Source organism: Pedobacter ginsenosidimutans (genome assembly GCF_001442625.1).
Taxonomy (GTDB): domain Bacteria; phylum Bacteroidota; class Bacteroidia; order Sphingobacteriales; family Sphingobacteriaceae; genus Pedobacter; species Pedobacter ginsenosidimutans.
In genome coordinates this window covers 1-23,047 of sequence record NZ_LMZQ01000002.1, presented here as the reverse complement: position 1 = coordinate 23,047, position 23,047 = coordinate 1, and the positions used below count along the sequence as shown (strand labels likewise).

Sequence of the window (23,047 nt, the reverse complement as noted above, 5' to 3'; positions counted from 1 at the left end):
TTTATTAAATTCATGATTATATTTCTCGCTTTGCAGAAACAATCCGGTCTCTGGCGTATGTTTTTTGAACAGGTAAAACTTCTAGGGCTTTTTCTTCTTTTTTTGCGGGTTGTTTTTTGTTATAAAAGGCGATCAGTAAAAAGAGTAAGCCGGTAATTATGTCGAGCGGGATCCAAATGCCTTTTCGGTGCAGATAAATGGGGAACAGGGGGTTAAAAAGAATGAGGACGAGTATAAAAACAACTGTTAAAGCATAGTTTTTTCGTTTTGTCCAAACGTAAATAAGCAGCAAAGCGCCCAGTGAAACTATTGCTCTCAGAAAGGTGTAATATTCAATGGGCAACTTCAATATTGCTACAAAACAGCAGATTGAACAAACGATCAGGAATGGTTTCATTGATGAAAAGTATAGGAATTCAATTAATTTTAGAGAGTAAACCTTAGCTATAGGAGAAAAATCTAGCTGCAATCTCATTTTCTTGAAGCAATTGACCATCGGGTAATATCATCATCTTACTACCATCGATATGATTTTCGAAAATATGAAAGCCAGTTCTGCAGTTTTGGTATCGATATTTTAGTGCAATAAACCCTTTCGACAGGCCACTTTCATTAGTAATTTGATAAACATGTTTAGAGCAACTTACTTTGAAAATGCATTTACGTCTTTTATTTTGAGGAAATACTAACCAGTAAATCCTAATGATTAATAGTAAAATTATTTTCATACTGCACCTTTGCTAAAAACAACCATTTGATAGGAAGCTAAATAACCAGGTTTTGCACCTAAACCAAAACACCCTGGGTCAGGTTGCACATAAGTTGAAACACTTTCTAATCTGATGTATTCCCAACCTTGATTAGTAAATTGCTTGATTAAATTTTCTAATTGACTAGCAACCGCAGCTGTAGTTTCATTTTTTTGATTCAATGTTGCGGTAAATGGCACTACTTTGTATTCCATGATAAGTTTGTTTTAAGTTTATAATTCAAAAGTATACAAGCCTAAACCCCAAACCTTACGGAAAACCGTAAAAAGATAAAGTATTTAATAAAAATTACAACTTGATTTTCAGTTGATTGTGTGTTTTTACGGACAATTTAAACACTAAAGAAGGATTGCCCCATTTTCCTAAACGAACATGAAACAATCCTTCAATTTTTAAGCGCTTATAAGTTATATCAGTTTTACTTGGTATGGCAGTCTATAGAACATGTTCTGCAACCGTTTGATTTGCTGTAAGTTTTTTTCGCTTCTGTTACCGCGCCCTTACATGAAGAAAATTCACCCAAATACTTTCTGTTATCACTAGAAGGTAAGTAAGTACAGTTTTCATCATGAACTTCATGATCGCCGTTGCTTTGGGCATTTTTGTTTACATAATACTTTTTCATCTTAAATCATTTTAGACTATAAACCTATAACGACAAGAAATCTTTTCCTAAAGGAAAACCGTAAAGCAAAATTTATAAGTTTCTTTTTATCAGATTTCTCCATTGCAGTCGAAATGACGACCTCGCGAGACTTATAGCCCTACTCAAAATCGCCAATCGTTTATATGGATTTTACGAAATGAATTATTCCTTCGGCTTAACATAATCCTCTGATTTTTCTTTCTTCCACCAGCTATTATCGAGGCGTTTAATGGAATAGAAAGCACGGTTTATACCAGGTTTCATGGTCGCGGTATCTAGGTGCCTGGGCCATACATGGATAATGGTATCGGTGCCGATTACTACCCACCAAAAGGTTTTGCCATAACGTTTTGTAGTGTATACCTCGCTGATGGTTCCTTTAATTGCTTTGGTGTTAAAACCCGGCTCCATTAACTGATAGGTGACTGCTTTCTGTTTTTGTGCCTGGGCGTTGCCCATTATGAACGTTAATAATAACAGTGCAACGAGATGTTTCATGCCACTAAGATATTTAGGCAAAAAATGTATTCCTTACGGCTAACCTTAAGGCAAGCATATTAGGTAAAACTTTAGGCTCAACTTAATCTTCACAACTTTCGAAACCTATCCTTCGACTCCGCTCAGGATGACAAATTACTGAGGGTTTTTCGTGTTTAAAATGAGAGATTGCCAAGTCTGCTCCCAACACAGACAATGAAGCAACCTCTACATTTTTTGAGAGATGAGCAGTATTAATTAATAATTTTCTATAGTCTGATGCAACTGGTTTCTGTAATCGTAAAGCTCATCGAGATTAAACAGCTGTTTTTTCTCGCCGGCATCTTTCCCTTTCTCGAAAGTTTCGATATACTTGTTAACGGTATTAAAATGGAATCTGCAAATCGGTTTTCGGTTATTATCATCGAGCAATACGCCAAAGTAAGATTGGGTATCTCGTGCAGCAATTCTGGCAGATGGAATCTTCTCGCGCAAAATGGCTTTTACAATTTGGAAGGCTTCTAATTCTTCTTCAGTAGTTACGATTTTAGAAGCATCGGGATCTTCATTAACGGGAATCATTTTGCCTTCCTCCTTTTTCTCGATTTTCTCGTTAATATTCAATGCCGATTTTAAGCGGTCGCTGATCGATTCGTTGATGGAAATGGTAAGGGCTTTTTTTGTATAATCTTTAAAAGCAATCATCCGGTTTGCGGTTAAGGGTTTATCGAAAAAACGGTTCACCAATAACTTCACCATTTCATCAGAAGGGCTGTCTATTTCTTTTTCAAATTCCTTTCTAATGGCTTTGATGTATTTTAAACCTTCGGCCGAATCGAGGATCGTTTCTAAATTATATTCGTTTTTGGTAAAACTTTCGAGGATTTTAATGGCATTATCTTTCAGGTCTTCGATATCGATGGTTAAGAATGGTTTCTCGTCCATAATATTCGGCTTTTCCAGATCGGCGTAAAAATTATAAACCGTACCGTTGGTTAATACCCCAAACCGTGCTTTAGAAACATGGTAGTAGCGATGTAACTGAGAGTTGTGCGCATCGGCACTTTCTTTCCAGTGTTTGCATTCGAAAATGAGGATGGGCTCGTTGTTTTTACGGATCACATAATCTACCTTTTCGCCTTTTTTGGTGCCGATATCACAGATGTGTTCGGGTATAACTTCTGTAGGGTTAAAAATATCGTAACCGAGGATTTGAATAAAGGGCATTACAAATGCATTTTTCGTAGCCTCTTCGGTATTGATCTGCTCTTTTAATCCCACCACGCGCTGATGAAGCTGTTCTAACTTTAGTTTAAGATCCATAACTTTTTGCATTAAATGGTTTCATCTTTTACTGATGCATTCGGCGCATTTTCTTTAACCGATTCGATACCGTTATCTCTGGCATCAGCAGTGGTATACATTTGGCTGGTACCGATAATTTCGCCATTCGCAGCTTTTAAATTGAAATAGTACGCTCCGTTTTTGGCAATTTTTCTGTCGTACCTGGCATCGGTTGGTGCATTGGTTTTTACCGATTCAATACCTTTGTTGCAACCTGTTTTTGTGGTATAGCCCTCGCTGGTGAGGATAACCCTGCCGTTTGCTGCTTCGAGATTAAACTGGTATTCGCCATTTGTTCTTTTGGTAATGATAAATTTTCCCATAGTTATTTTTTTAGCTGCTCAAAAGTATGGGAGGAATATGGCGCATCATTACGGGAAACCGTAAGTTGGTTCATTAGTCAATAGTTCATTTGTTCAAGGTTAATCACGCCATACAAATCGATCGTTTTTAACCACAAAGCGTACAGAGAGAAGGCACAAAGGTCGCAGAGCTAGGTGCAGAGTGCAATTTCTTCATCCATGTTAAAGCCCCTGACTGCCAAATGGCTATTCGATCTTAAAAAACAATAAGAATCCTTAATAAAACAAGTTCAGAATGACGAATTTACGGGAGCATAACCTAGTGACTAACTGAGCTCGATTGACTCCCGACTATGGACTGAAGACTTAGGACTAATCAAATAATCCCGATATCTTTACAATAGGCGATAAGTTGTTCGTTTTTGGAGAAGCCCAGCACCTCTTTCATCAGGTTAAGGCGTTTTTCTATACTGCTTAGACCTGAGGGCTTGATATTGTTCTCCTGCAAATAGTAAGGGATATTTTTTTGTGGCATTCCATCAACCAGTTGAGAGATGATGGCAATATCGAGGTCGGTAAAATCGTGAGAATTATTTTCTTTCCTGACCTGTTTTAAATCGGGCGAAAGATATTTTTTGTGGTTATGGATAGCAGATATGGCTAGGCGTAAATACTGACCGTCGTGACGTGCTTTTCGCACGTACCCATCAATAAGCATTTCTTTAAATAACATGTCGATAACCGCGGGCCTGTTTTCTCCGGAAAACACTAGGGTTTTTAAGTTGGGCTGCACCTCTTTTGCGGCTTTGATGAGTTCGGCACCTCCGTCTATTTTTTGTGGATTATGATCTTCTTCGAAATAGAGATCGGTGATTAACAGATCATAAGGCCGCTCTGCTTTAACGGCATTTTTGATCCACGTAAGTGCATCATCGCAATAATATACATAATCGGGTTTTTCGGCACCCAGTTCGGCCAATGTTTTTTGTAGCGAAATATTCTGTGTTTCTTGATCTTCGGCAATAATTATTCTTTTAAACATATTTATACAATTAGGAAACCGGAAAAGAGATTTTGATTTTGAGTCCCTTTTCTACATTGGTATCAAAGGTAATCGTACCACCAATTGCCGCAATACGGGTTCCCGTATTCGTGAGTCCATTATTGGGTTGCACTTTACCCGAAATGCCGATGCCGTTATCGGTATAATAAATGTTTATTTTTTGCTGTGCCTGCTCAAACTTAATCACCACATCGCTTGCCTGGCTGTGTTTATCCATATTCACCATAAGTTCCTGAAGGATATGTTCAACTTCATCCTTTGCCTGTTCGGATACCATTTCCCAAAATGTGGGGGAATTCCCTACGAGGACCACTCTTGTACTTTCTGAGGCGAAAGATTTTAAGGTATCAGCTATTTTTTCGTTAAAAGCCTGGTTTTTAGATTTTGGCCTTTCGTAAGAGAGGTCGCGCGATTGTTCGTAAAGTTCTTCTATCTCGTTAACAATAGGATTGTCTTTTAAGGTTTCCTGATTATCGAGTTTGCTCATGATTCTATACAATCCGTTGGCAACCACATCATGCACTTTTTGAGAGGTTTTGAGTTTATTTTCGCGGATGGTGTTTTGAGCTTCGAGTTCTAATCTTTGTTTTCTTTTTTTGTACCAAAGTGTACCAACAACAATTAACAAAACAATACCAAAGATGAGTATGATGATCTGGTATCTTTTGCCTTCATTGTCTTTTTGTAGAACAAGGTTATCGGCTTTGCTTTTTTCAGTGTCGTAACGGATCAGTGCAAATTGGTTTTTTGCAGCACTTCGGGCGGTTTGAAGACTGTCGTCAATGTTTTGGTATTTTTGAAAATACTGTTTGGTTGCTGCAGCTGGGCTAAGTTTGATTAATTTTTGAAGTGCTTCGAGCCGATCATCAGGACTATTAAGTTTTGTTGCAATTAGATACATCTTTTGCAGGTAACTAAATGCTGAATCAGGTTTTTTCTTTTCGTAATAATCGGCAAGATGTGAATAGCTGGCATTTTGACCCCACTCATCCTTTTCTGAATAACGAATCTGTAATGCTTTTGAAAAATCTGCCAGTGGATTGTAATTGGGATTTTGAAGCCATTTTGTTTTAGCCGCATTGGAAAGTACTCTTGCGTATTCTTTCTTATTACTGATTTTTGCCAAAACCTCATTGTAAATATCAATTGCTTTTGAATAGGCTCCACTTTTTTGATATGCCAATGCTTTATTATTAAGGAATTGTAATTTATACGAATCGTTCCGGCAAAACTTTAGTGCCAAATTATAATAATTTATAGCATCGGTATATTTTTTGAAATATGTACTATTTAAGCCAAGCTCATTATAATTCGAAGCGAGGCAGGCGAGATCAGTTTCTTTTTGTTCATTTAAGAAGCCTAATGATAATGTTAAGCTTTCTTGGCCTCCAAAGTAGTCACCGGCATCTGATTGTATTACTGCCATATAATTATAAGCCATTGCCACCTGTAAGCTATCCTTAGAGGTAGTAGTTACCTTGTTGAAGTAATAGAATGAAGAATCGTTATTTTTAAAGAAAAAGGATTCTGCTATCTCAAAATTCTGGTTTTTAATCGGTGCTTGAGTGTTGTTCCTTTTCTTACAAGCAAATGCTGCCAAAAGAAAAAACAGGAGAAAGTATATTTTTTTCAAGAGCGAGAATAATTATTTACTCAAATATAAAAAAATAGGATGGTTTTCTCTTGGATATTTTGGGATTGTTTTATAAGCAAACAAGTAAGGCAGAAAATATTGCCTTACTTGTTGTCGAGATAATTTCTATCTCTGGTAAATCATAAACTATGGATTTTTTGGTGGAACATGTGAGCCTTCACCACCAGTATCATCACCTGGAGGGGGATCGCCTGGGTCACCTGGATCACCAGGGTCGGTATCGGCAGTCGTTACTGTTGTACCGCTATTAGGGTTACAATTGTTATTGGTATTTGCAGGCGTTGCCAAGCCAAGTAATATGGCAATAAAAAGAGGTAAAAACATCTTGTCAAAAATTAAAGGGTTGATAAAATTTGTAGGTCCCCGCGAATCCTATCGCGGGGGTTGCTACGGTTGTATCAGAAGGCCTTCTGAATTTTTGGGAAGTGTTGAGTGTCTGTCGCGGGAGCCAATAACTGCTTCCCAAACCGGCTAATAACTACCGCGATTTCTACTCTTTTATTAAATCAGTTTTTTGCTTAGATTTAAATGTTGAATCGCTGCTTGAACTAATTGTTGAACAAAGATGCTTGGTTCAAAAAGCTAATTGCCAGATAATTCCTATTCTACCTGAAATACTTTTTTAATTCTTTTGAATTCTGGAAAACCGTAAAAATTCCAGAAATACCGTTTTTACTTTTATGCTAAATTTTTTGAAAATGCCTGAAGATTATCAAGACTTAGTATTGGCTACCTATAAAAAGAAATGCGAAGAAAGGAAGCTTCATTTGAACCTCTTAAAGCCAACAACTGTAAAGTTGAAAAGGGAGTGTCTAAAGAAATATGATGCGAGTGATGAAGCTAAAGATGTATTCTCGGACTTTTTTGATAAAGACAAGATGGATAATATTTCTCTGATCTTATCACAAGCTGATCCTGGTGATTTTAGAGCCCTATTAAATCATATAAATGGTATAACAACGAGAACTGATGAAAAGAATAGTGAACTTTTAGCGTGGTTAATAGACTTTCGGCCGAGACCAAGTACGACTTACTATAAAAGTTTTGATAGAGAGCGTCAAAATGAAATAGAAGAAGTTATAGGAGCAACTGATGTTAAATTAGAAGAACCACAGAAGGTAACGGGTGAAAATGAGGCCTGGAACTCTGAAAATGAAGAAATAATTATAAATGAAGAAGCGGATAAACAAGGCGACTTAATTGAAGAAGTAAAAGGACCCATAGTTGAAACAACTGATATAGGTGTTACCGGTCAACCTATTTATATAAAAGAAAAGGAAGAAGAAACCAATAAAGTCGATTATATTGAAACAGAATATGTCCGTCTCTTCTCCCCACGATATATTACCATTTCCTGTATTATTTTACTATTGGTTGGCAGCACTTCCTTTGCTGTTTGGGAACGTAGCGCGACAACGGTTAAGGTGCCAAGTGAAGGTGAGAAATTTATGTATTGGGATGAGGATCACTACGAGCCGGTTAAAGATGAAAAACAAAATGTTGGTATGCCAATAATTCCGTTAAATGTTCGAACTTTAACACAGCAAAGGAAAATTAATTTACCTGATACGTTGACAAATTATTCAATAGGTAAAGTTTGGTATAAAGGTCATGGAAAAGACCATGAGTTTTTTACCGATAGCGGTTCTTATCCGAAAGATATACAAAGAGTGTTAAAGCCACTTACCAGCACAATTTTAATCAAATACACTTCCAATTACAGGTATATGCTTACCCGTTTAGTATGGTTTTTATGTGCAGCTGTTTTTATAAGCCTCTGTGGTTTTGCTGTGAGCAAGCTAGAGAAAGAAGTTAAGCGCTCTGGGGAAGAAACAAAGACTGAGGAAGGAGAAATAGTAGAGTTTCGCAGCAATGAGCTGCAGGCTACTAGTGTGTAGCATCTGCAGAAGTTGGTCGGGAGTCTTGGGACTTAATAATGGTTTAATCCAAATATTTCAAATCTGAATTAAACCATATGTTATTATTTTTATTGGCCCCAGTTTACCTGGATATTGTTCTTTTGGGCATAGGCTTTGCCTTTCTCCATTAAGGCATTAAAGTTTTGTTCAAAACGGGCGCCATATTTCTGGTCGATGCTGTGAATAATTTCATCTTTGGCACTTTGGCTGCCTTTGCTGTCGCACAGTTTGGCGTAAGCCAGGTATTCATTTTTATAAACGGGGATGACCAGTTCGTATAATTGCTGCGAAAGGACTTTAATCTCTTTTTCTTCATCGCCAGAAGCGGAGAGCTTTTTTACTTTTTCGAGCGATTGCTCAAGGTATAAAATTTTGTTGTTGAGGTTGGTGATGGCTTCATTGCCTTTCTTTTTACTGGATGGAATATCGGGATATTCTTTGGTTTCGTCGTTAATGTGGCGGGCCAGATCGGCGCTGGCAAAATCGTTGATCATGTTGGTGTTTAAGATGGCAATGTCGAAGAAACGTTCTGGTGTTTCCGAACAGGCCGAGAGGAAAAGGGTAAATAGGATTAAAAGGGATACTAATGGTTTTGGGGATAGTGCTGGTAATTTGTTCATGAGCTAAAATGGGGTTTCCTTATTAAATTTAAGCTTCGGTAGGAGCAAAGATTGAGCCGTTTTTGAGTTGGGAGCCGGAGTTCAATTAAAGTGCTATTTCCTGTGCGTTGTCATTCTCAACATGATTGGGGATGCATTGAGCAGTTTCCGCAATGACGATTGCTCTTTACACCCAACTCTGCAGCCTTTGTGCCTTCTCTTTGTGCCCTCTGTGGTTAAAAATATGGAAAATATAATATGGGTGATGAATTTTTAGTCCGGAGTCGTGTATTTTGAACCATATAAGACATAGAAGATCATATAAGCTTGATGGTGCTATTTTTCCACTCAACTCTGCGGCCTTTGCGCCTGCTCTTTGTGCCCTCTGTGGTTAAAAATATGGAAAATATAATATGGGTGATGAATTTTTAGTCCGGAGTCGTGTATTTTGAACCATATAAGACATAGAAGATCATATAAGCTTGATGGTGCTATTTTTCCACTCAACTCTGCGACCTTTGCGCCTGCTCTTTGTGCCCTCTGTGGTTAAATGACGAGTGATGCTTTTCAGAACTTTTGCAGGTAGCATGATAGATACTGACCACGTAGTAGCTATAAGACAATTGAAAATAATATTTCTACTTGTAAAACAAGTTCAGTATGACGGAATGCACTCAATCAACTCACAGTTAACCGATTTAAACAATTAACCAGTTAACAAAATGAACCAATGACTAATGACCCAACTATTCTAACTCTCCCGCAACCATCTTTACGGCCAGAATATGTTTGCAAATACCTCTTTTGCCCTGATAAGCGGTAAACCACTCGCAGGTACAGCGATAGCCTTGTTTATCGATTACTACCTTGTGTAATACGCCTGTGCCTTTAACTTCGGCTTCTATATAATCGTTTTCCTTTTTAACCATTTTAACCTGTTGCTCATCGATCAGTTTTTTGGCGTTTTTAAGCCGGGGGTTTAAGCTTAAAATGCGTTCGGTTTTAAATGGAAGCTGGCGGTAAAAATGGCTTCTTCCCATTACATCATAACCCAGTAAACCGATAGCGGATAAACTGGAGGTGAGCTGATTCATGGTGTCGAAATCGATATCGTGCTCAATGGAAAGTAAAGTAGGATCGAAGTTTTCGTTGGCTTTAAGTAAGCTGTTTAAGCCATATATCCATTCAGACGGAAGGTTTTCGGTCATTTGATCTAATGCTTTGCCTTCGCCCGAAAAGCCCCTATAGGCGTCTGGGGAGAAAGCCATCAGCAACTGCATTTTGCCAAACTCATATACAAAAGCAACGGTCTGTTTATCGGCCGATTCGTAAATGAAAACTTTATCGGCAATTGCTAAAATACCATCTAATAAACGGAGACGGTGTAAGCCACCAACACGAACGGCATCGGCCGTGGCAATGGTAGAGAACATAAATTTGCCTGCCCTTTTCGCAATAAAGAAATCGCCTTTAATAGTGCCTTTTGGCAGGTTTTGAAAAAGCTGTATGGTTTGTATTTTGTTCAGCTCGAACTGGAGGTCCATATCGGCCAGGTAAAGCTGTACACTGGTTAAACCTTTAATCCAGCGTGTAGGTAATGTTACTTTTTTTTCTACTACCTTAGTTTTGGTGGTAATTATCTGTACATCTTGCTGACCAACGGCCAGGGTTACTTTTTCGTTTTTTTGAATGCTATTTAAGGCATTAAGCATGGGGTCGTTAAAATCGACATTGGTAGTGCCACTGGCTATAAATTCTCCGTCGATAGATTCGGGTTTCATATCTAAGCGAACATAGACCCCGTTGCAGGAAGAAAAACCTTCGAACCTGATGCGTTCGGTGCCTGCAGTAACAATAGGATCGCGTAAGCTTGGCGGAACTGGTCCGAAGCTGGAGCGTACTACTTTGGCAATGGTACTCCAGCATTTAGCGGTTATATAAGGATCGGTTAAGTTGCCCCAAAAAAAACAGGGAATATTGTTTACAGCTTCTATTTCGGTTTGATGAGCCAAAACCAGGCTGTTTATGCCTTTTGTTTTGGTAAAGGTAGAAACACCGCTATAGTGATATTGAAGATCGGTCATGTTAGGCTTTGATAATTTGTTTAATTAAACTTTTAAGGGAGGCATTATCTTTCCATTTTTCGAAAAAAGCAATTGCTGCTGCCGAAGGGCTTTGATTGGTTTTGAAGAGGATATCGATGTAATGTTCTATCAGTTTTTTAAAATTAACAGGAAGTTTATCGTTAATTACCAGGTGTTTAAATAAGGATTCGAGCAATTGTAGAAAAGCGGAATTGTGCAATGCAGAAACATCTTTCAAGGCTCCAATACTTTCTACCAGGCGTAAAAATGCACCATATTTATTCGATGCCAGATAAGCTAGTTTAACCGCAAGCAGATCGAGGTTTATACTTCGTTTTTCGATCAGGTTGATCAAAACTTCTGATGCCATTAAACGCACTTCTTTTTTATCCATAAAAAACATGCAGGCAAAAACGAGCATCGAGATATCGGAAAAACGGAACCCTGTACTGTTGGTTACATGGAGAAAACCTTTCAGTTCTGATACTCCACCGCTGGCATGAATGCACGACGAACGGAGCATAAACCAGCTTAATGCATCAGCATTTTGTGGCATCAGGCTGTGCCAATAATTGATATTGCCCTCTCCGCTTATCATATACTCCCAACTGTTTTTCCGGCCGTAAAGGTCTAAGCTAAAAAGGAAATAACCTGGTGTGTTTACATAGGCTGGAGAATCGAATTCGATGGCGTACCAGGATGGAGATTTTTCCATTTTTTTGGTTTGATAGTTCATGTATTCATTCCATTTTTCCTTAATGCTGATTTCGGGTTTAAAAGGAGAAACAGCCATAGGATAATCTCTAAGGTAGGTACTGCTAAATTCGGTAAAGGTTTCGTCAGGATAGTAGGTGCGGGCCGCTACAGCCCATACACTTTTAAAACTTACATCTGCCGGGCTATTGATTTTATTTAAGAGTTTATTAAAAATACCGTCTGATTTAACAACAATCTCTTTGGTGGTGCCGAGACAGAAGGCCATTAAGGCTTTAAGCGGTCCGGTAAGCTTACCTAATAAAGGGATGGCTTCTTCTACCTGCTCTCGTGGCATACGGCCAATGGCGATGGTTAAATCGAGCGGGTTAATTTCTGCCTCATTTTCCTGGTAGGCGATTAACCTTTCTAAAAGCACTTTTGGTGCCACCCAATATGGATAATGGCTGGGAAAAGAGAGCATGGGCAAACTGATATTGCCGGCCATTCTTTTTTGTACGATATCTAAATAAGGCCTGATGAGCAGCAGCGTTTTTATTTTGTGATAGGTACTTTGTTCTATGGTAAAAACGTAATCGATACTTTTTATTTTTTCGCGCAGAAATGTGCCGATGTAATTTTTATGGACACTCTCAAAGTATTTCTTTTCTACTTGTTGGCCATAAGGAGCCAGCTGTTTGGCATAATCGGCTGGAAACAGATACCTTTGGTTAGTATAGGCGTTCAATAAGATTTCTCCATCGGTAGTTTCTTCTGATGAGATAAATTTACCGAACAGATAAAGTACCTCGTTCCAATCTTTTGGCAATACAATCGGTTCCAGTAAAACCTGTTCTTGCTTAGGTTCGTAATGATAGGTTGCTAATTCATCAACTGCTGGAAGAAGATCTTCTGCGGCCAGTAAGCTGCTTAAACCCGAGCGGACATTTCCCAGCATTAGCGAAGTATAGCCCGATAATTTATCGCGTAAAACCGCATCTTTTGGTGCTGCTATTTTTAACAGCAGTTTACTTGCCCTTTCCTGCAGGTTAAGATCGGGCACTACATACACATCAGCAATGAGCGCGGTTATCTTTTTATTTAGCTTAGGCTGCGATTTATTTAGCTTTTCTAAAACCGGTAAAATATTTTTGATGGCAGTTTTATTATCATTGCTCATCATCAAAGGTTCAAGCCAATCAAGAAAAGAATTTACGTTAAACTTTTTCTCTTCATAAATCTGTTTAATCAACTCTATTGCTGCATTAACAACCGGTGCAAAGGCATATTGTAAACAGGCAAAAATATATTCCTGGTAAACAATAAGTTCGGCTGCGCCTGGATTTAAATCTGTTAATCTTTTACGATAGAAAGATTTAAGGTTATTGTTCCATGCTTTGGTTTGGATTAAAATGGCCTGTTCTATAAACTGCTGGCGGTCTAATTTGCCTTCCTGGAGTAAGGTGTTATAAATAATTTCCCATATAGAAAATTGGTTATAGGCCTGGCTATCGCTATCTCTGAAGTGATTATTCTGTATCCCGGTTTCGTAAAGGTATAAATTGGGCACATCGCGTGTATAGGCTAGTTCATCGTTTACAATATATTGGATAAAATCTCTTGGTTTCACTTTGGTTACCCACTCATTGGCATTTGCTAAACATAAAGCATAAAGCTCGGGCTGTGCGGTAATTAAAGTATGGCTTTCGAGAAACCTTAGGGTTTGATAACTAAAACTTCGCCACTCGCTCTTTTTTATTTTATCGAGAATAAATTCGTTGATCCAATCGGGCTTTGCCCATTGAAGGACCGCTAAAATAGAATTTCTTTGTTTCGCCTTGGCCAATAAATCGAAGACCTCATCCCAGGGCATGATATCTGTTTTGCTCAAAATGCCGATTGCGGTAAGGGTGATTATCTCCTTTAAATTTTCGTCGCCCCTGGTACCCCAGCTATAGTTTCCTGTTTTAAATTGTGGCTCGTTGGAGAGATCTACGAACGCCATCCAATAACGTTTTTTTGTCTTAATATGCTTTTTAAGTGCCTCTATATTTCCTTTGGCATTTTCTTGCAGAAAGGGTAAAAGTGCGGCAAGGTTTTTCTCTTTCAGAATGGCATCGTAAGCATTTAATATTTCCGCTACATCTTTATTGCCATCTTTTTTAGCTGTTTTTATAGTCTGGTTAGTAAGCACCTCGCCTGTTTCAGAATAACCCTTTTTTGTTTTTTCGGTCAGCAGTTTTTCAGCGGCTTTTAAACACTGTTGGTTATCATCAAAAGTTTTGGTTTGCGAAGTACCGCCGGTTCCATTTCGGCCGTAAGTAACGGTATAACAATTGTTCAGTACTTCAATCTGCCAGAATTTATCTGAGCTGCCATCAATATATTTAAGGTGTTTTTTCATGCGTAGAGCACTTGAGATTCCGTTAATTTATAAATAGCTAAACTATTCAATTTTTTCTAAAAAGAGAAGGTTAGCTGGAAGTTGATCATTAGTGATTTGTCATCCTGATCAGATCGCTATCAGATGAAATGAAAGCGCTTTAAAGCACGGATACGATGGGCTTTTAGCCCCAAGCCGCGTATTATGGCGTAATTAATGCGTCATTCCCTGCGTCGTTATTCTCATCCCAATAGCTATCGGGTTGATTGGGACCCACGGAGTGCTCATGAATGCCTCTGAATAAAAGGAAAACTTATGAATAATCGTAATGTATTGAGATTTAAGGTTCCCGCCTGCGCGGGAATGACGATTGCTTTTTACACCCAGCTCTGTGGTCTTTGTGCCTGCTCTCTGTGCCCTTTGTGGTTAAAAATATGGAAAATGATGATGGAACCATGCAGGCGCGTTTGGACTACAATTAACCCATTCAATTATTCTTCTTTATTGATGATGTGTACCGAAATCCGGTTATCGGCCTCGAGTAAACCAAAATGATGCCGTTTAGGAACATTAAAAATGCGTATAATATCATGATCGGTTATGACCTCAAATAGTAGCTGTGCTTTTTTTCCACTGATATCGTATACCCGTGCTTTTTCGCTGTTGGCTACAACAAGGTGATTGTCTGGAAGTATCTGTATACAATGCGCACTTAAGTCTGTCGCGAAAAGCGGGATACTGATGGGCATTTCTTTTAGCGTAGGATTAACAACCAGGCAGCCATCGGTTGTTAATACGGCTATTTTTAGCGCAGTATGCACACTGCTTACCGAAAAATTGATAATGGGCGATTCGACAAATAACATTTCGAGTATTCCGGTATCAGCTGCACGCACCAACATATCGCTCCCGGTAAAATACAGGTGGTTTTTGCGCCAGTACATTTTGTTCTTGTTCGAGAAAATATGATAGGCATCAATCGACGATTTATCCCAGGTACAAACAACAGAAGTTAAGGGCTGCCCTGTTACCGTGTATCTGTTTAACCGAATGTCTTCACCATGTGTTAGAAGAACAGAAAGCGTTTTTTGATCGGTAGGTTCGATTGCGGCAGCCATATTTTGGCCTAACCAACTGATTTGAGAAAGAACGATTTCCCTTTCGAAATCGTGGGTTTCGGGTAATTTGCGGTGTTCACTTGGAGCGGTATCCCCACTGATTAAAATGCGGTTTGATATGCCTGCATCGGCTATTAAAGCATGTTTTTCGCCAATATCGGCTTTAAACAGGTATAAATAATCCATACAGTCTTCCCACTTCATGCGGAGCAGCTGCATGGTTTCATTTTTGATACCAATGCCGATCAGCTGATCGTGAAAACTACAGAAATCAACCCACTTTATTTCACGGTCCAGTTGAATATAATAATCAGCCTGCTGCTGTTTAATCTCTTTATAATGGTTAATGGTATAACGGTTTATATCCTGAACGATCATTGGATCCTGGTGCATGAACCGATCCATCATTTTTAATGCACTAAAATCGCCTGCTGCGGTTTGTTGGCTTACAATTTCGTAACAGATGTTTAAAGCTGTTTCCCGAAAGCTATCATCTTCACTGTTTTCGGCAACATTGGCAAGTACCCTTAAAAAAACCGTGCTTTTGCCCTTGCTTAGCTGTTCTGTATAAAAGGCGTTAACTGTTTTATTTAAAGGTATTCCGTTTTGTACCTTAATTTCGAAATAATGTTTTAAACATTGTTCTGCCTGGTTGTTGTTGTGCCAGCCGTTAAGTAACACTTCTTCACTTCTTTTAGGGTCGCCAATTTTGAGTTCGATAATGCTTGCAGCCTTTAAATGATCTCTGGCACCCAGCGATTGCAGCACTACATCTTCATAATATTTTAGTGCCTGCTGCTTTTGTCCCATTTGCACATATAGATCGCCAACTTTCTCGTAATTGGCCAGGTCTACATATAAATTTATGGCTTCGTTTAAAAGCCCGCCTTTTTCTAAACACCCGGCTGCCAGATTTTTATTATTAAGGTGGTCTTTATAAATTGCCGCAGCTTCGCGATAATGTTTGCCATCCTGTAAGGTTCTTGCTGCCCTGTCAAGATCACCCAGGAGGTGTGCATAAACATAGGCTGCCTTTTTAAAATCGCGATCTATTATGGCCTGTGTAGCCGTTTTTTCGTAGCGTTGCTGAAGTTCCCATCTATAACTGCCTAGATCCCACACATCGGCAGCTAGTCCGTTGCCAAAATTCTTAAAATTCAGGTTTAAACTTTGCCTGCTTAATTTGCCTGATGGTGCTGCGGTACCACGGTTTAGGTATGCACTATTTAATGGGATGGCATACTGTAAAGCGGCATCTTTATCTTTATCAAATAGTTTTACCAATCTATTGAGTTCACTATCCCGCTGTTTTTCGATGGAGGCCATTTTTTGATTGATCCAGGCATCTAATTGTTGTAGAAAGCTGGGGGTTTGTATATTGGCCATGGAAGCCGCCTGTTTAGGAAACAGAAAGGCAATAATTTGGAGCAGAAATTTACCGATAAAAGCAAAGCCTAACAAAACCCGAAACCCCAGGTTGCTTAAAGGTTTTAACATGTTGCTCCACTTATTGCTATGCTTTTGATCTTCTTCTGTTTTTGGGATATCGGATAGTGGCTGTGTATTAATCAATGCCTTTAAATCATCAATGGCATCGGTAGTCTGTAGTGGTTCGATCATTACCGAGCAAAGCTGCGGAAGAACGGGCGCTAAAGGCAAATTGTGGAGCCAGGGCTTTGCCACTGTTTCTGGTGTTTCAATCAGATCTGCCAATTGGTAACTGTCCTGTTGTTCGAATCCAACCAGGCCTATATTGGGATGGAAAAACTGTACATCCCATAGTTTTGCTGCACTTAGTTCGCTATTGGGCAGTTCGGGAAAAAGTTTGGCATTTACAGGAATGAAAAAGCCCTCGGTTACCTGGGTATAGGGATATCGGATCTGATCGCTTTTTGGAATAGCAGCTCCAAAAACCACAAACAACCCGATACAGTTGTTCTGTGCCACGCTTTCGGGTACGAGATAGGCCTTGATGGATAAAAAATCTACAGACCAGTTGGCCATTTCTGCAAACCAATCGGCGGGGCTGCCTGGTAAATAAGCGCCCCAGATGGCATGAGTAGATTTTGCCTGATAGCGGAGTTGAAGTTTCATATTATTTTAGTCCATCTATAAAAGCCTGAATATATTTTTTATAAAATACGCTGGGTTTTAGTTTCCCCGCACGGGTAATCCCTGTAAAATAGGTTGATCCACTAATCTGTCCATCGGTGCTCCAACAGGCAGTTGGCTGACCAACGATCATGATAATGCAAATTTCAGGAATATGCAGAATGCTGCTTTTTAAGTGTAGTATACCTCTCGAATCCATAGTGGCCGTGCTTCCGTCTTTCCATGTAAATTTGGTAAACCTGATAAAGGGCAAATGATCTACCTTTAAAATGCGTTGTGGTGGAGCAGCTAACCAGTTAACCGTAGACCTTTGATTATCTTTCCAATAAAATTTATCATTAACCAGCAGGAATTCTTTCTTATCAGAATAAATTATTCCTGCGGCATTTACATGGATATTTTTAACAGAATTAATGGTACTATAGCCGTTGTTGAGGTGCCTTTTTAACTGGCTTTGAAAAACCCGCGAAGCACTCTCCTGGCGCGAGATAAGCTCATTGATCCTGCTATTGGAGGGGATAACTGTTCCATTACGCGGATCGATAATGTTTAGGTATGTTTTGCTTTTGAAATAAAAATAAGGCCTGATAAACTTAATATCGGTTGCTGCTTTGTGCGGAACGTTTATTTCTGTTACGCTGTAAGAAAGTGTCTTTGCATCGATCCTATATATTTCTATTGCTTTATTGTTTTCGGGAATGAGCATGATAAAAATGGCATTTTCCATCTCTCCGAAACAATATTGGCCCCGTGCTAACTGCACGGCCAGTTCTTTTGCGCCGAGGTTTTTATCTGGCCAAAAAAGCAGGCGCGAATCGACTGAAACGCCAATTGCGGTGCTGTTTGATAACATGTACAGGTTATTGAAGTTCGGCCTGATCTTCGAAGTAGGGTAATAAAGTGGAAATTCAGGTTCGTACAGTGCCGCAGGCAGATCAGCCTGGTTAATTTGTTTAATCTTTTTCTCATAGCCGTGGCTTACAAGATCGGACAAATCGATATGCGCCTCTCTGATCAGTTTCGATTGCTTTTTACTGAACTGGAACATCTGCAGGTGTCCGCCGGCAGATATGGTGATCAGGTAATTTAACTGATCTCTGATTTTTGAAAAATAGGGCGCAGCAGTAGTATCTTTTAAAAAATGGGAAGAGGTGATTAATATATACCTGCCATTTTTTTCGGCATGTGTTGCGAAAGCCTTAACCAGCGGTTCGCCGCAGTGCAGTGCCGGATCCATTTTTTCGAGTAAGGCCTCGGTATCTTTTTTGGTTTCGAGCGCTGTTATGCTGAGGTCTTTTCCGCCCAACGACCATACTTTTAACTGTTGGTTTTTTTCTTTACTTTCTCTAAAAGCCAAAGCGGCAGCAACAGCGAATACCCGTGCAGATCCCCACATTTTTAGGGTAGAATCGATAATTATGCCCAATTGCTGCACCTGATGGTTAGGTGCTGTTTCGCGTTTTAGAAAAAGGGCTTCATTGTTGGCCAGCCGGGCGGTGAGCAGAAGATCGTCTTGCGCGAGTTCGCTCAGCAACAGTTTATCATAAGTGCCTTTGTTGGCGATATCAGAAATCCCGCCCAAACTTTGCTCGTTATTGCTGTTCAGGTACATCGGGATACTTAAGGCAGCCATAATCCTTCTGGCCAGCTGACTAACCGTATTCGTTTTTTTATCGATTTCCAGTTCGGCTAAAAGGTCTTTCCCAACTGGTTCAGGTTGAGGAATATGAATTGGGCTGGGTAACGCTGTGAGGCCGGTACGCTGTTTAAGCACTAAGCTTTCTACATCTTCGAAAAGAGCGAGGGCGGCCGCCAATGGTGCGAGATCCTGTATAACGTTTATGTGTTTAAGTACCGCCTGTTCGCCAAAAATATCCTCGTCCATTTCGCCGCTGTTAAATTCCTTTAATATGGGCAAGAGTCCCATATGGTATCCTTTAACACTTAATGCATCAAAAATAGACTGGAGCAGTAGTACCCTGTTCATTTCGGAGCGGTACTGGTGCGGCAATTGGTTAACGATGCATAGAAACTGGTAAGCCTGCCTTTTTAGTCCGTGGTCTGGATCGTCAATGGTGCTACTGGCATCCATACTGCTGTAGCGAATATCCAGCAAAGTTTGCTTGACATTATAGAGGGTCTCCCAATCGTCTTTACAGGCACATAAAATCAAAAGAATAGTGCCTAAAGAAAGCGAGGTAGTTTTAGGAAGGTCTTTTAAAATATTGGATAAATCTTCACGGTAGCAGATGGTTTTTTGGTTGGCAAATTCGATTACCTGCCCACGCTCTGCCCACCTCCAAAAATAATTTTGATAGGCCCTAAAATAGTCGACGGTATTTTGTGAGGAGTAAGCCATATGTTAAAATGAAACCTGCCTTACCACCGCTCGATCAGCGGGTTTAAAAAGATCAATTGCGATGGTATTTTGCCTGCCGCTTTCGTTAAAAAGAATATATGATGGTATAATTGGTTTAAGCTTTTGGTTAAGCAGATTGCCTAAAAATGGTGGGTCGAAATTGTATCCGGCCGGAACAAGCAGATTTCCATTTAGCCAAAAAGTTTTGCCAGGTATGGGCGGAAGCGGATCGCCAATAATAAGTACTTCTTGCGCTGTTGATACCACAAATTTTAGCTTCTGCAAACGGATCTGTGGAGCGCCATCTACATACTTTTTCCATGCCATAAAATTGGTTTGCAGGGCATATGCAGGGTAAGGATTTTGGCTGCGCAGCAGGTTTACAGGCATTAGCGGTGCCTGTTGTGCCGGAATTGCCGATACAGGCATTTCTAAAGGCATAAATTCAGTCAATGTTTTCCATTCCATAACCTCGAGCAGGGCAACGGGGGTTAACTTTCCATCTGGGAAAAGACGGTTTTGCCCATCGAGTTTATAGCTGGCCAAAATAGGGAGAGAATCGATCAATACCTGGTTGTGTTTATTATCCAAAGGTCCCTTCAGCCAGATCAGCTCATCCTGCCTGCAGGCACTCCAGCCCTCAACCGCCCTGATATTACCAATCTGATCTTGGTATTTGAGTTCTAAAACCAGTGCCCTCATGTTCATGCAGACTGCATAATCTGTTTCCAAAGCAAATCTATCGGCTCCTGTACATATTTGCGCTGCGCTTCGTTTCCAATCCACTCGCAACGGTTGTTCAGGTGTACCAATCGGTCTTTAATTGATGATCTTTCTGCCATTGCAATTTCGGGCAATGCCCATTGCTCGGTTAAATGCTGTACCTCTTTATAAATTTCTTCTGCATCAGGTTTGGTGTTTTCTTTTACCCGGGGGTGCTGGTTTTCAGAAATATCGGTAACGATGATAACATTTACAATATTGGCGATAATTTCGCGCTGCTCTTCTGTATCCCAAATGTGCTTTAATATCCAAAGATCAGAGGGGATGGCTTTATTTCGTTTGCAGATCAATGCACTTGCGGCAATCATCCGTTGCAGTTTTACAGCCCGTCGGTCGGAAACCTGTAGTCCGGCATTACGCATTTTATGGATCAGTTCGATATAGGCAGGCCTGACTTCCTGAAGATCTACTTTTGCGGTAAGCTCCTGTAAACTGGCAATTTCGGCTACCGAGATAGCAGGTTTATCACTTCCATCGTGCTGTTCGAGCACCCAGCCTGCGTTTAATACTGCGTCAAGCTCTTGTGGATCAACATTATCTGATTTTACACGGATGAGAAAGCGGTCGAAAAGCGCTTGCAGGGCTTCGTCTTCGGGCAGGTGATTACTGGCGCCTATTACCATCAGTGCAGGTAGCTTACGGGTTTCTCTTCCACGCCTGAAAATCCGCTCGTTAAGTACCATTAACAAACTATTTAATATGGCGCTGTTTGCATTTAAAAGTTCGTCTAAAAAGATGAGCGATGCTTCTGGAAGCATCCCCGCTGTGTTGGTCACCAGGTCTCCTTCCCTAAGTTTGCGGATATCAAAAGGGCCGAAAAGTTCGTTCGGCTCTGTAAAACGGGTAAGCAGGTACTCAAACGTCTGTCCATCTATCAATTTGGAAAGCTCGCGTACAGTTGCACTTTTTGCGGTTCCCGGAGGACCTAAAATGAAAAGGTTCTCTCTGCCCACCAGGCAAATGCCCATTAGGTCGATGATTTCATCTTTGCCAACAAAAACCTTTTTTAAATGCTGTAGTACCTGCTTCAGCTTATCGATGGTTAAATGTGTGGCTAACTGGGTTTCGTTCATGTTGTTTCTTCGTTAAGGATCAGGTTTAAACCAGGCCATAGTTTTGCCTGGTATGCGCCCAACGCTTCTTTCACTAATTTTAATTCATGTTTGCTATTGATCCTGTTCATATCCTTTTTTAATATAAGCCGATCAATGTAAGCCACCCTAAGTGAGGGATGATCGAGTATTGTGTTTCCTATAGCCACGTCTATGTTGGCTATTCCAATGGTTGAAAAGGGCCAATGGCGGGCTATTGCTTTAAGTTTGTAGATTAATGGATCTTCTGGCGACAGGCCGCTTGCGAACCTGAAAATATCGGGTAGGAAACGCAGCATCAAATCTGCTGAATACACTGCTTCGGATGTATATTGGCCATTATAATCGACTAGTAATTGATTTAATTTTTCTTCGCCAATATCTCTGAGCAGAACCAATTGTATGGTGCTGAAAATATATTTCGCTGCCCATAACGCTGCTTCAGGGTCAAAACCTGGGGCAGTATATGGCATAGCTAAGGCATCTGCCCAGTAATATTCCTCTAATAAGATAATTGCTCGATCTGAGGTATAAGCATCAAAATCTACAATTTGGTTAGGCACGGTTACCTGTCCGGTTTGAATAAGATCTATTAAAAAAAGGTCAAGCATCACCCTCGAGTATTGTTAATTTAGAAAAGCAAGATATAAAATTACCGAGACAATTTTTGGCTTTGCTGGGGAAACGTAGAATTTTTAGTCTGTAGTGGAGCGCTTGGGCTCATTAAAGCGTTATTCGTTAGTGTTAGCGGGCTCGTACTAAGCGTAGCCGAAGTGAAGGATCTTTTTGATTAACTATATAAGACATAGAAGGTTCATATAAGCTTAATAGTCTTACCTGTTCTTCAATGTCTTATATGGTAAAAGCTTTACACCGAACTTTGCGGCCTTTGTGCCTTCTCTTTGTGCCCGCTGTGGTTAAAAATATGGAATGATGTGGATGATGGAATTTTTAGTCCGGAGTCGTGTATCTTGAACCATATAAGACATGGAAGTTTCATATAAGCTCAAGGGGCTTATATTTTATTCCTTAAATGCTGGTATTCTTTAAGATTAGCTTCGCTGAGCACTGCGTGGTTCCCGTCTACACGAGAATGACGACTACTTTTTACACCCAGCTCTGCAGCGCCTGCTCTCTGCGTCCTTTGTGGTTAAAACATAGATGGTGAATGAAGGAAACAGTTAAGGGGTTGGTGGGGAGCGGTTAGCGTGTCATTCCTGGATATTTTATTGAACCAAATAAGAGATATAAGGTTCATATAAGCTCAAGTGTCTTATATTTTCTTACATGCCTTATATGGTTAAAACCTTAATTTTACGCCCAGCGCTGCGATCTTTGCGCTTTTCTCTCTGCGTCCTTTGTGGTTAAAACATAGATGGTGGATGAAGGAAACAGTTAAGGGTTTGGTGGGGAGCGGTTAGCGTGTCATTCCTGGATATTTTATTGAACCAAATAAGAGATATAAGGTTCATATAAGCTTAAGTGTCTTATATTTTCTTACATGCCTTATATGGTTAAAACCTTAATTTTACGCCCAGCGCTGCGATCTTTGCGCTTTTCTCTCTGCGCCCTTTGTGGTTAAAACATAGGTGGTGGATGAAGGAAATAGCTCGGCGTTTGGCGGGGAGCGGTTAGCGCGTCATTCTCGGA

Annotated in this window: 19 protein-coding genes; 1 reads left to right on the top strand and 18 read right to left on the bottom strand. The window is 40.0% G+C overall.

Annotated features, from left to right (window positions below; all coding sequences use genetic code 11):
- Positions 1–16: 16 nt before the first annotated feature.
- The 10 genes from ASU31_RS02750 to ASU31_RS02705 all read right to left on the bottom strand — a co-directional run bounded on the left by ASU31_RS02750 (position 17) and on the right by ASU31_RS02705 (position 6,580).
- Positions 17–397, bottom strand: coding sequence for a DUF6804 family protein (locus ASU31_RS02750; protein WP_057930877.1), 381 nt, complete (start codon positions 395–397; stop codon positions 17–19).
- A gap of 43 nt (positions 398–440) precedes the next feature.
- Positions 441–728, bottom strand: coding sequence for a membrane protein insertion efficiency factor YidD (yidD, locus tag ASU31_RS28090; RefSeq protein ID WP_057930876.1), 288 nt, complete (start codon positions 726–728; stop codon positions 441–443).
- Positions 725–964 carry a hypothetical protein gene (locus ASU31_RS02740; RefSeq protein ID WP_057930875.1) on the bottom strand — a complete coding sequence of 80 codons (240 nt, stop codon included), beginning with the start codon at positions 962–964 and terminating at the stop codon, positions 725–727. Before ASU31_RS02740 ends, yidD begins: the two co-directional genes overlap by 4 nt.
- A 224-nt stretch (positions 965–1,188) precedes the next feature.
- Positions 1,189–1,395 (bottom strand): hypothetical protein, encoded by a 207-nt coding sequence (locus ASU31_RS02735; protein WP_057930874.1) that lies wholly within the window; start codon positions 1,393–1,395, stop codon positions 1,189–1,191.
- Between the two features lie 183 nt (positions 1,396–1,578).
- Positions 1,579–1,914 carry a hypothetical protein gene (locus tag ASU31_RS02730; RefSeq protein ID WP_057930873.1) on the bottom strand — a complete coding sequence of 112 codons (336 nt, stop codon included), beginning with the start codon at positions 1,912–1,914 and terminating at the stop codon, positions 1,579–1,581.
- A gap of 237 nt (positions 1,915–2,151) precedes the next feature.
- Positions 2,152–3,216: a type I restriction endonuclease gene (locus ASU31_RS02725; RefSeq protein ID WP_057930872.1), complete on the bottom strand. Its 1,065-nt coding sequence runs from the start codon at positions 3,214–3,216 to the stop codon at positions 2,152–2,154.
- A gap of 11 nt (positions 3,217–3,227) precedes the next feature.
- Complete coding sequence (locus ASU31_RS02720) at positions 3,228–3,560, bottom strand: YegP family protein (RefSeq protein WP_057930871.1); 333 nt, start codon at positions 3,558–3,560, stop codon at positions 3,228–3,230.
- Between the two features lie 355 nt (positions 3,561–3,915).
- Positions 3,916–4,581: a response regulator transcription factor gene (locus ASU31_RS02715; protein WP_057930870.1), complete on the bottom strand. Its 666-nt coding sequence runs from the start codon at positions 4,579–4,581 to the stop codon at positions 3,916–3,918.
- Positions 4,582–4,591: 10 nt separating this feature from the next.
- Complete coding sequence (locus tag ASU31_RS02710; RefSeq protein WP_057930869.1) at positions 4,592–6,235, bottom strand: tetratricopeptide repeat-containing sensor histidine kinase; 1,644 nt, start codon at positions 6,233–6,235, stop codon at positions 4,592–4,594.
- Between the two features lie 147 nt (positions 6,236–6,382).
- Complete coding sequence (locus ASU31_RS02705) at positions 6,383–6,580, bottom strand: hypothetical protein (protein ID WP_057930868.1); 198 nt, start codon at positions 6,578–6,580, stop codon at positions 6,383–6,385.
- 374 nt (positions 6,581–6,954) lie between these two features.
- Between ASU31_RS02705 and ASU31_RS02700 the strand changes: the two genes are divergently transcribed.
- Complete coding sequence (locus tag ASU31_RS02700; protein ID WP_157257910.1) at positions 6,955–8,154, top strand: hypothetical protein; 1,200 nt, start codon at positions 6,955–6,957, stop codon at positions 8,152–8,154.
- Positions 8,155–8,243: 89 nt separating this feature from the next.
- On the opposite strand, the gene ASU31_RS02695 is transcribed toward ASU31_RS02700, so the two are convergent.
- The 8 genes from ASU31_RS02695 to ASU31_RS02660 form a co-directional block, all read right to left on the bottom strand.
- A complete protein-coding gene (locus ASU31_RS02695; RefSeq protein WP_057930866.1) occupies positions 8,244–8,795 on the bottom strand; it encodes a hypothetical protein in 552 nt (183 codons plus the stop codon).
- A gap of 725 nt (positions 8,796–9,520) precedes the next feature.
- The gene (locus tag ASU31_RS02690; RefSeq protein ID WP_057930865.1) at positions 9,521–10,858 is read right to left on the bottom strand and encodes an SWIM zinc finger family protein; all 1,338 of its coding nucleotides are present in this window, start codon (positions 10,856–10,858) and stop codon (positions 9,521–9,523) included.
- A gap of 1 nt (position 10,859) precedes the next feature.
- Positions 10,860–13,955: a DUF6493 family protein gene (locus tag ASU31_RS02685; RefSeq protein WP_057930864.1), complete on the bottom strand. Its 3,096-nt coding sequence runs from the start codon at positions 13,953–13,955 to the stop codon at positions 10,860–10,862.
- 470 nt (positions 13,956–14,425) lie between these two features.
- A complete protein-coding gene (locus tag ASU31_RS02680; protein ID WP_057930863.1) occupies positions 14,426–17,146 on the bottom strand; it encodes a hypothetical protein in 2,721 nt (906 codons plus the stop codon).
- 1 nt (position 17,147) lies between these two features.
- The gene (locus ASU31_RS02675; protein WP_057930862.1) at positions 17,148–19,523 is read right to left on the bottom strand and encodes a hypothetical protein; all 2,376 of its coding nucleotides are present in this window, start codon (positions 19,521–19,523) and stop codon (positions 17,148–17,150) included.
- 3 nt (positions 19,524–19,526) lie between these two features.
- Positions 19,527–20,231 (bottom strand): hypothetical protein, encoded by a 705-nt coding sequence (locus ASU31_RS02670; protein ID WP_057930861.1) that lies wholly within the window; start codon positions 20,229–20,231, stop codon positions 19,527–19,529.
- Entirely contained in the window at positions 20,228–21,379 is a 1,152-nt protein-coding gene (locus ASU31_RS02665; RefSeq protein ID WP_057930860.1) for an AAA family ATPase, read from the bottom strand. Before ASU31_RS02665 ends, ASU31_RS02670 begins: the two co-directional genes overlap by 4 nt.
- Positions 21,376–22,008 (bottom strand): hypothetical protein, encoded by a 633-nt coding sequence (locus tag ASU31_RS02660; RefSeq protein WP_057930859.1) that lies wholly within the window; start codon positions 22,006–22,008, stop codon positions 21,376–21,378. The genes ASU31_RS02665 and ASU31_RS02660 overlap by 4 nt, the downstream gene beginning before the upstream one ends.
- Positions 22,009–23,047 lie beyond the last annotated feature (1,039 nt).

Coding starts and splice junctions, on each gene's coding strand:
- ASU31_RS02665 (WP_057930860.1), bottom strand. CDS start 21,379: ATGAACGAAACCCAGTTAGCCACACATTTAACCATCGATAAGCTGAAG.
- ASU31_RS02725 (WP_057930872.1), bottom strand. CDS start 3,216: ATGGATCTTAAACTAAAGTTAGAACAGCTTCATCAGCGCGTGGTGGGA.
- ASU31_RS02730 (WP_057930873.1), bottom strand. CDS start 1,914: ATGAAACATCTCGTTGCACTGTTATTATTAACGTTCATAATGGGCAAC.
- ASU31_RS02695 (WP_057930866.1), bottom strand. CDS start 8,795: ATGAACAAATTACCAGCACTATCCCCAAAACCATTAGTATCCCTTTTA.
- ASU31_RS02750 (WP_057930877.1), bottom strand. CDS start 397: ATGAAACCATTCCTGATCGTTTGTTCAATCTGCTGTTTTGTAGCAATA.
- ASU31_RS02715 (WP_057930870.1), bottom strand. CDS start 4,581: ATGTTTAAAAGAATAATTATTGCCGAAGATCAAGAAACACAGAATATT.
- ASU31_RS02690 (WP_057930865.1), bottom strand. CDS start 10,858: ATGACCGATCTTCAATATCACTATAGCGGTGTTTCTACCTTTACCAAA.
- yidD (WP_057930876.1), bottom strand. CDS start 728: ATGAAAATAATTTTACTATTAATCATTAGGATTTACTGGTTAGTATTT.
- ASU31_RS02680 (WP_057930863.1), bottom strand. CDS start 17,146: ATGAAACTTCAACTCCGCTATCAGGCAAAATCTACTCATGCCATCTGG.
- ASU31_RS02675 (WP_057930862.1), bottom strand. CDS start 19,523: ATGGCTTACTCCTCACAAAATACCGTCGACTATTTTAGGGCCTATCAA.
- ASU31_RS02705 (WP_057930868.1), bottom strand. CDS start 6,580: ATGTTTTTACCTCTTTTTATTGCCATATTACTTGGCTTGGCAACGCCT.
- ASU31_RS02700 (WP_157257910.1), top strand. CDS start 6,955: ATGCCTGAAGATTATCAAGACTTAGTATTGGCTACCTATAAAAAGAAA.
- ASU31_RS02735 (WP_057930874.1), bottom strand. CDS start 1,395: ATGAAAAAGTATTATGTAAACAAAAATGCCCAAAGCAACGGCGATCAT.
- ASU31_RS02670 (WP_057930861.1), bottom strand. CDS start 20,231: ATGAACATGAGGGCACTGGTTTTAGAACTCAAATACCAAGATCAGATT.
- ASU31_RS02740 (WP_057930875.1), bottom strand. CDS start 964: ATGGAATACAAAGTAGTGCCATTTACCGCAACATTGAATCAAAAAAAT.
- ASU31_RS02660 (WP_057930859.1), bottom strand. CDS start 22,008: ATGCTTGACCTTTTTTTAATAGATCTTATTCAAACCGGACAGGTAACC.
- ASU31_RS02720 (WP_057930871.1), bottom strand. CDS start 3,560: ATGGGAAAATTTATCATTACCAAAAGAACAAATGGCGAATACCAGTTT.
- ASU31_RS02685 (WP_057930864.1), bottom strand. CDS start 13,955: ATGAAAAAACACCTTAAATATATTGATGGCAGCTCAGATAAATTCTGG.